This window comes from Paraburkholderia phosphatilytica (assembly GCF_003443895.1).
Classification (GTDB): domain Bacteria; phylum Pseudomonadota; class Gammaproteobacteria; order Burkholderiales; family Burkholderiaceae; genus Paraburkholderia; species Paraburkholderia phosphatilytica.
On sequence record NZ_QQOA01000093.1, the window covers coordinates 1 to 2575 of the forward strand.

At 65.5% G+C, this 2575-nt stretch carries 2 protein-coding genes; both read left to right on the plus strand.

The genetic code is table 11. The features are described from left to right. The coding region (locus DVS29_RS36650) for a tartrate dehydrogenase (protein WP_118186225.1) at positions 1-1077 on the plus strand (1077 nt) is incomplete at its 5' end. A 21-nt stretch (positions 1078-1098) separates the two neighbouring features. Next, positions 1099-2575 (plus strand): NAD-dependent succinate-semialdehyde dehydrogenase (locus tag DVS29_RS36655; protein WP_164708091.1); only part of this gene is annotated, 1477 nt, incomplete at its 3' end.

Below are 2575 nucleotides of genomic sequence, written 5' to 3' on the forward strand. Positions count from 1 at the left end.
TACCGCATTGCCGTCATCCCCGGCGACGGCATCGGCACGGAAGTGATGCCCGAAGGCGTGCGCGTGCTCGACGCCGCGTGCAAGCGCTTTGGCATCGGCATCGAGTACCGCCATATCGAGTGGGCGTCGTGCGACTACTACGAACAGCACGGCCAGATGATGCCCGACGACTGGAAGGCACAACTGCAGGAGTGCGATGCAATCCTGTTCGGCGCCGTCGGCTGGCCCGCGAAGGTGCCGGACCATATCTCGCTGTGGGGATCGCTGTTGAAGTTCCGCCGCGAGTTCGACCAGTACGTGAACCTGCGCCCCGCGCGCCTGTTCCAGGGCGTGCCGTGCCCGCTCGCGAACCGCAAGCCCGGCGACATCGACTTCATGATCGTGCGTGAGAACACCGAGGGCGAGTACTCGTCGGTGGGCGGCACGATGTACGAAGGCACCGAACGCGAAATCGTGATGCAGCAGGCAATTTTCTCGCGCGTTGGCACCGAGCGCGTGATGAAGTTCGCGTTCGATCTCGCACAGCGTCGCGCGAAGAAAATCACCGTTGCGACGAAGAGCAACGGCATCTCGATCAGCATGCCGTGGTGGGACAAACGCTCTGACGAAATGAGCGCGCGCTATCCCGATGTGAAGATGGACCGCCAGCACATCGATATTCTCTGCGCGCGTTTCGTGCTGAACCCGGACCGCTTCGACGTGGTGGTCGCATCGAACCTGTTCGGCGACATTCTCTCCGATCTCGGCCCTGCATGCACCGGCACGATCGGGATTGCGCCGTCGGGCAACCTGAATCCGGACCGCAAGTTCCCGTCGCTGTTCGAGCCGGTGCACGGCTCGGCACCGGACATCGCCGGCAAGGGCATCGCGAATCCGGTCGCGATGATCTGGTCGGCTGCGATGATGCTCGATTTCCTCGGCAACGGTGCGGGCGTGGAGCGCGATGCGCACGACGCGATCGTTTCGGCGATCACGCAGGTGCTGAAGGATGGACCGCGTACCGGTGATCTGGGCGGCAAGGCATCGACGCAGGACGTGGGTGCTGCGATCCTCGCGCATGTTGCCGAAGCGCGCTGAAGCGCAGCAGGAGACGTTCAAATGAGCACGAATCTCGAACAGCAGGCCCGCGCGCTGATCCGCGCGGATAACTTCATCAACGGCCAGTGGGTGGCCGCTGCGAGCGGCCGCCGCTTCGCCGTCACCGATCCCGCGACCGGCAACCTGATCGCCGATGTCGCCGACAGCGGCCCGGCCGATGCGCGCGCAGCCGTCGATGCCGCAGCGAAAGCCCTGCCCGCCTGGCGCGCACGACTGCCGAAGGAACGCGCGGCGGTACTGCACCGCTGGCACGCGCTGATCGTCGAGCATCAGGATGCATTGGGCGCGCTGATCTCGCTGGAACAGGGCAAGCCGCTTGCGGAAGGACGCGGCGAGGTCGCGTATGGCGCGTCGTATGTCGCGTGGTTCGCCGATGAAGCCACGCGCATCTACGGCGACGTGATCCCGCAGCAGCAGCGCGGCAAGCGTATGAGCGCGATCAAGGAACCGATCGGCATCGTCGCGGCCATTACGCCGTGGAATTTCCCGCTGGCGATGATCGCGCGCAAGATCGCGCCGGCACTCGCCGCGGGCTGCACGGTGGTCGCGAAGCCGGCTGAAGACACGCCGCTTACCGCGATCGCGCTGGTGCTGCTCGCGCATCAGGCGGGCGTGCCCGATGGCGTGCTGAACCTGATCTCGGCGTCGCGCGATTCGGCGCCGGAAGCGGTCGGCGAATGGCTCGCCGATGGCCGCGTGCGCAAGATCACGTTCACCGGTTCGACGCCGGTGGGCAAGTACCTCGCGCGCGAATCGGCGGGCACGCTGAAGAAGCTCTCGCTGGAACTGGGCGGCAACGCGCCGTTCATCGTGTTCGACGATGCCGATCTCGATGCGGCCGTCACCGGTGTGCTCGCCGCGAAATTCCGCAATGGCGGACAGACCTGCGTGTGCCCGAACCGCGTGTACGTGCAGCGCAGCGTGTACGAGCACTTCTCGGCGCTGCTGTGCGCGAAGGTCGCGGAGCTGCGCGTGGGCCCCGCGAGCGATCCGGCCTCGCAGATCGGCCCGATGATCAACACGCGCGCGGTCGACAAGATCGCGCGTCACGTGGACGATGCGGTAGCAAACGGTGCGGTGGTGCTCACGGGCGGCAAGCGTCTGACGGAGCTCGGTCCGCACTATTACGCACCGACGGTACTGGGTAATGCGTCGTCGAAGATGATGCTGTGCGGCGAGGAAACCTTCGGGCCGGTCGCGCCGTTGTTCGTGTTCGACACCGAACAGGAAGCGATCGAAGCGGCGAACGACACGCCGTTCGGTCTCGCGTCGTATTTCTACAGCCAGGACGTGCGTCGTATCGATCGTGTATCGCGCGCGCTGGAGGCGGGTATCGTCGGTATCAACGAGGGTGCGCTCGCGTCGGAGGCCGCGCCGTTCGGCGGCGTGAAGGAGTCGGGCTACGGGCGTGAAGGCTCGAAGTACGGCCTCGACGACTATCTGTCGATCAAGTACCTGTGCCAGGGAGGGTTGGAAT